This is a genomic window from Vibrio sp. 03_296, assembly GCF_002265885.1.
In genome coordinates, this window is the sequence record NZ_NPKW01000034.1 from 23,144 (window position 1) to 29,229 (window position 6,086).

Genomic DNA, 6,086 nt, shown 5'->3' on the forward strand with positions numbered 1-6,086 from the left:
CTTATTTTGTGTCCAGTGTGTTTATTTTCACTTGCCCGTTTCTATCTAAACAGCGATGTAGCGCCAGTTCTAAGGTGATGACAACAGAAAGGGTGAGGGTGACAAAAATCGCGATCATAATGATCAGTTGATATTTAATCGCCACCATTGGACTTGCGCCCCCCAAGATTTGTCCTGTCATCATTCCAGGTAATGTCACTAGCCCTGTCGCCGCCATTGAGGCAAGAATAGGAGCAAAAGACTTTTGCATCGCTTGCCTAACAAACAGAAGTGACGCATAACGTGGCGATGCTCCGAGGGCGATCGCAGCTTCATATTCATTCTTTCGATTACGATAGCAATCAAACAGATTTTGCAAAGCGACAATATTGCCACTTAAGCTGTTGCCCAGCAGCATACCAGCCAAAGGAATCATATATTGTGTGTGATACCAAGGTGTTGGCGTGATGATACCAACAAGCAACACTGAGAGTATTGGCAACATACCTCCAGCGAGACCGAATAAGGTAGGCAAGAGCAGCTGAGTTTGTGGCAAGTGGGCTTTGCTGACAATGGAAGAAGCGCCAACAGAGAGCATCACCAATAACCAAAGCACATTGATGCGCCAGTCATTCAGGGTAAACAGGTACTCCAAATAGAAGCCCAATAAAATCAGTTGCAGTGCCATACGGCCAACACTCAGCAGAGCTTCTTTTGCGATCGCCAACTGATAAAAGTGGCTAATGATTAGCGGGATAATAAGGAGGCTAGAAAACGCAAAGAGAGCCCCCCAAGTGAGGTCAATAACTGAATCCATACCCATCTCTTTCCATTCGTCATATCGGGATTGAAACGAATCTAAGGTGGTATGGGAAGGCGTCTGATGCATTTTCTTGTCAGAAGTCACACTGTGTAAATCACGAACGGTGAGTCGTAACGTATGTATTTCTTGAATTGATTACTTGCTGCAATGTTGAACGATTTTTGCTCTGAGATAGCCACTTTAGACTACTATTTTTCTCTTTAAATATTCACGACTTGATAACAATAAAATAAAACAATCGCCATTGGGATTGTTTTATTTTTGAGAGAATAAGAATCAGTCCGGCTAAAAAATGTCACTCTGCTAGCATTTGTGTTATGTGGTTGTTTGATTTTTAACAATAATGCAAAAGACTTATTTCTTCACATCTATTCACAATTTTACACATGGAATATCAATCAGACACATCTCTGGATGAGCTCAAAAAAGTGTTGAATAACAAGGGTAGGCCGTAGGGAATTGATTGAACCACACATTGTGTATGGTCTAATATTTTGCATTAGATAGTGTTAAAAGTTTCATCCTGTTGGGGTGGGGCAACTGAAATTACTAAATACAAAATAGGCAAATGTATGAGTGATGTTAACAAAATTGAGAGTGCTGAAAAGCGCTCATTGGAGTGGAAATCTTTCCTCTTCATTACCGTCGTCCTCTTTCCAATCTTGAGTGTGGCGTTCGTTGGTGGATATGGCTTCATCGTTTGGATGTTGCAAGTTTTCTTCTTCGGACCTCCAGGTGCTCACGGCATGTAAGCCTGTGAACTTATCCCCACACTTTTGAAAAGATTTTAAGAGAGCAGACAATGAAATCATTGATCATTAAATTGTGGCGTACTGTAACGCGCCCAGCAGTTCATATCAGCCTTGGTGTGCTGACCGTGGGCGGCTTCATTGCCGGTGTGATTTTCTGGGGTGGTTTTAATACCGCGTTGGAAGCGACCAACACTGAAGAGTTTTGTGTCAGTTGCCACACCATGCGTGACAACGTGTACCAAGAGCTGCAAGATACCGTGCACTGGAAAAACCACTCAGGTGTTCGCGCGACCTGTCCTGACTGTCACGTACCACACAACTGGACGGACAAAATTGCACGTAAAATGCAGGCGTCTAAAGAAGTTTTTGCGCAAGTCTTTGGTAACTACGATGAACCGGGCGTTTTCGAAGCTCGCCGTATCGAGCTAGCAAAACACGAATGGGATCGCTTCTCAGCCAACAAATCCCTTGAATGTAAAAACTGTCATAACTACGACTCGATGGACTTCACACAAATGTCTCCAACGGCTCGTATCCAAATGAAGCAAGCGGCAGAGAAAGATCAAAGCTGTGTTGACTGTCACAAAGGCATCGCGCACAAATTACCGGCAGGTATGGATAGCATTGGCGGTATCGTTGGTGACTTAGAGCAAATGGCTTCAAGCACCGATTATTCTGTGGGTAAAGAGCTTGTGAGTGTTCGTCACTTACCGATCTACTTTGATGCACAAGGTCAAACCGAAGCGGGTCTATTGAACCCTGCGTCTACCGTAAAAGTAGTGGAAGACAAAGGCGATTATGTCGAAATCGAGATCGATGGCTGGCGTAAAGCGAAAGGTTTTGGTCGTGTAATTCAAGAAGACTTCGGCAAAAACATCGCTGTGGCTTCGCTGCTTAAAGAAGCGTCTATGGATGACAAAATTGTCACCACTGGCGAAGAGAAAGTGGATGAGCTAACTGGTCTTCCATGGGAAAAAGTGGCGGCGAAAGTTTGGATCAAGAAAGAGTCAATGCTGAACGACATCAACCCAGTGTGGGAAAAATCTCGTGAAGCATACAAAACAAACTGTTCAGTGTGTCACACACAGCCTGCAGAAGCGCACTTCGATGCCAATACTTGGCCAGGTATGTTTGACGGCATGCTAGCGTTCGTGAACCTTGATACGGATAGCGAAGCCCTTATCTTGAAATATCTACAGAAGCACTCTTCAGATTATGCTGAAGGTCATCACTAATAAGCATTGGATGGAGTAATTTAAATGGCTATTACAAGAAGAAGTTTTCTTAAGGGCGTAGCAACCACAAGTGCTGCCTCTGTTATCGGTCCTAGCTTATTGGCGTCGGCTTCTGCAAACGCAGTAGAAACAACAGGAACATGGAAAGTATCTGGTTCTCACTGGGGCGCGTTCCGCGCCCACATCTACGCGGGTAAAGTTCAAGAGATCAAACCGCTAGAGCTAGACCAAAACCCAACTGAGATGCTAAACGGCATCAAAGGCATCATCTACAGCCCTTCACGTGTGCGTTACCCAATGGTGCGCCTAGACTGGCTGAAAAAACACAAGTACAGCGCAGATACGCGCGGCAACAACCGTTTTGTACGTGTGACTTGGGATGAAGCGTTAGACCTGTTCTACCGTGAGCTAGAGCGCGTACAAAAAGAGTATGGCCCTTGGGCGCTACACGCAGGCCAAACAGGTTGGAACCAAACGGGTTCATTCAACAACTGTACAGCGCACATGCAGCGCGCTGTGGGCATGCACGGTAACTACATCACCAAAGTTGGTGACTACTCAACCGGTGCTGGCCAAACGATTCTGCCATACGTGCTAGGTTCTACCGAAGTGTACGCACAAGGTACGTCTTGGTCTGAGATTCTAGAAAACGCAGACAACATTATTCTTTGGGCGAACGACCCAGTGAAAAACCTCCAAGTGGGTTGGAACTGTGAAACGCATGAATCTTACGCTTACCTTGCGCAACTAAAAGAGAAAGTGGCAAAAGGCGAAATCAACGTGATTTCGGTTGACCCAGTTAAGAACAAAACACAGCGTTACCTAGAGAACGATCATCTGTATGTCAACCCAATGACAGATGTACCGTTTATGTTGGCGATTGCGCATGTTCTCTACACTGAAAACCTATACGATAAGAAGTTCATCGACACTTACTGTCTTGGTTTTGAAGAGTTCATCAACTACGTTCAAGGCAAAACGAAGGACAAAGTTGAAAAAACACCAGAATGGGCTGCGCCTATTTGTGGCGTGAAAGCAGACAAAATCCGTGAATTTGCCCGCATGCTTGTGAAAGGCCGCACTCAGATCCTGATGGGGTGGTGTATCCAACGTCAAGAGCACGGTGAGCAGCCTTACTGGGCAGCCGCGGTTGTTGCGGCAATGATCGGTCAAATCGGCTTGCCTGGCGGTGGTATCTCTTATGGTCACCACTACTCAAGTATCGGTGTGCCTTCAACTGGTTTTGCTGGCCCTGGTGGCTTCCCTCGTAACCTTGATGCGGGCATGAAACCAAAATGGGACAACAATGACTTCAATGGTTACAGCCGTACTATCCCTGTTGCGCGTTGGATCGACTGTCTGCTAGAACCAGGCAAAGAGATCAACTACAACGGTGGCAAAGTGAAGCTGCCAGACTTCAAGATGATGGTTATTTCGGGCTGTAACCCATGGCACCACCATCAAGATCGCAACCGCATGAAGCAAGCGTTCCAGAAACTACAAACTGTCGTAACGATCGACTTCGCGTGGACAGCGACGTGTCGCTTCTCAGACATCGTGCTACCAGCATGTACCCAATGGGAACGCAATGACATCGACGTATACGGTTCATACTCAAGCCGTGGTTTGATTGCGATGCATCGTTTGGTGGATCCTCTGTTCCAATCTAAGCCAGACTTCCAAATCATGAAGGAACTGACTGAGCGCTTTGGCCGCAGTGAAGAATACTCTCGCGGTATGAGTGAAATGGATTGGATTCGCAGCCTATACAACGATTGTAAGAAATCGAACGAAGGCAAATTCGAGATGCCAGAATTTGATGAATTCTGGGAGAAGAGCGTACTGGACTTCGGCCAAGGTCAACCTTGGGTTCGTCACGCGGATTTCCGTCAAGACCCTGAAATCAACCCACTGGGTACACCGTCAGGCTTTATCGAGATCACGTCTCGTAAGATCGGTCGTTACGGTTACGAACACTGCCAAGAGCACCCAATGTGGTTCGAAAAATCAGAACGTTCACACGGCGGACCAGGCTCAGACAAACATCCGTTCTGGTTGCAATCTTGTCACCCAGACAAACGCTTGCACTCTCAGATGTGTGAGTCTGAAGAGTTCCGTGCGACTTACGCAGTAAAAGGTCGTGAGCCAGTCTACATCAACCCACTTGATGCAAAAGCAAAAGGCATCAAAGAGGGTGATTTGGTACGCGTGTTTAATGACCGTGGTCAGCTTCTAGCTGGGGCTGTGCTAACGGACAGCTACCCACGTGGTGTGATTCGAATCGAAGAAGGTGCGTGGTATGGTCCTCTAAGCGAGAAAGTGGGAGCTATCTGTACTTACGGTGACCCTAACACACTGACTCAAGATATCGGCTCATCTGAGCTGGCACAGGCGACTTCTGCGAACACCTGTATCGTAGACTTCGAGAAGTTCACTGGCAAAGTTCCACCAGTGACCTCATTTGGTGGCCCAATCGAAGTGGCGTAATCGCAGCTTGATATAGCATAGAAAAGGTCCGGCATACATGCCGGACCTTTTTTTGTTTGCCCAGCGAAGCTGGCAAACCCGTCGGGTTGAAAGAAGCCCGAATCGCCCTGACTGAGGGGAAGATAATCCGAATTGCAAGGGCGTTGCTGGCCAACGGCAGGGTCTGAAGGAAGCAATAGGAAGTTAACAGTACACAACGTAAGTGAACCTGCTTCGGCAGCATAGGTGGGTAAGCGTCCGAAACATCGCAAAGCCCAATACTCAGTCAGACCTATGCTGTGCTTGAGGGTGGCATTGTTAACAGGGAGCCAGTGCAGTAACTGGGGAAGCCTGACACCACATCCGGGCAAACGCCGGAAGCACGAGTTCAAGGTGAAAACCAAGGCTCGTGTTGGTGTGAGGTGGCAGCGGTCCGACGTCTCGGTGAATCCGTAGTAGTGAGTAAGGCTCGGCCTGAGAAGCCCAGTAATGGCGTGGAGGAGAAAACCGAGCTGACCATTAGCATCGCGTCTGATGGGGCACCGCTTTGCCAAAAGCAAGCGAGTGTTGCGAAGGGAGGAAGTACACTTTAAGTCTGTGATGAGCAGATGTTTTTTTTAGTGGCACCCAAACCGATTCGCTATCGGGGTATTCCGGCGTGGTCACCTGTGGAAGCAGAAGACGACAACGAGAAACCGTGCACGGGAGTAACTTTGGCTCACTTTAGTCAATTGCCATTGAGCTAGAAAGCTAAACAGCAAAGYGAAACAAACCGACACTGAAGAAAGCATCYTGTCCCACACAGCACACAACCCAAGGGAGACGTTGAGA

4 protein-coding genes are annotated in these 6,086 nt (G+C 47.2%); 3 read left to right on the top strand and 1 reads right to left on the bottom strand.

The genetic code is table 11. The annotated features are described in order from the left end of the window. Window position 1: 1 nt before the first annotated feature. Entirely contained in the window at window positions 2–796 is a 795-nt protein-coding gene (locus CIK04_RS02965; RefSeq protein ID WP_232708694.1) for an ABC transporter permease, read from the bottom strand. 578 nt (window positions 797–1,374) lie between these two features. Between CIK04_RS02965 and torE the strand changes: the two genes are divergently transcribed. From torE to torA, 3 genes are read left to right on the top strand one after another with little or no spacing between them, the layout of a single operon-like run. Then, the gene (torE, locus tag CIK04_RS02970; RefSeq protein ID WP_011080718.1) at window positions 1,375–1,554 is read left to right on the top strand and encodes a trimethylamine N-oxide reductase system protein TorE; all 180 of its coding nucleotides are present in this window, start codon (window positions 1,375–1,377) and stop codon (window positions 1,552–1,554) included. Between the two features lie 50 nt (window positions 1,555–1,604). Continuing rightward, window positions 1,605–2,789 carry a pentaheme c-type cytochrome TorC gene (gene torC / locus CIK04_RS02975; RefSeq protein ID WP_017422237.1) on the top strand — a complete coding sequence of 395 codons (1,185 nt, stop codon included), beginning with the start codon at window positions 1,605–1,607 and terminating at the stop codon, window positions 2,787–2,789. 24 nt (window positions 2,790–2,813) lie between these two features. Continuing rightward, entirely contained in the window at window positions 2,814–5,276 is a 2,463-nt protein-coding gene (gene torA / locus CIK04_RS02980; RefSeq protein WP_017422236.1) for a trimethylamine-N-oxide reductase TorA, read from the top strand. Window positions 5,277–6,086: the final 810 nt, after the last annotated feature.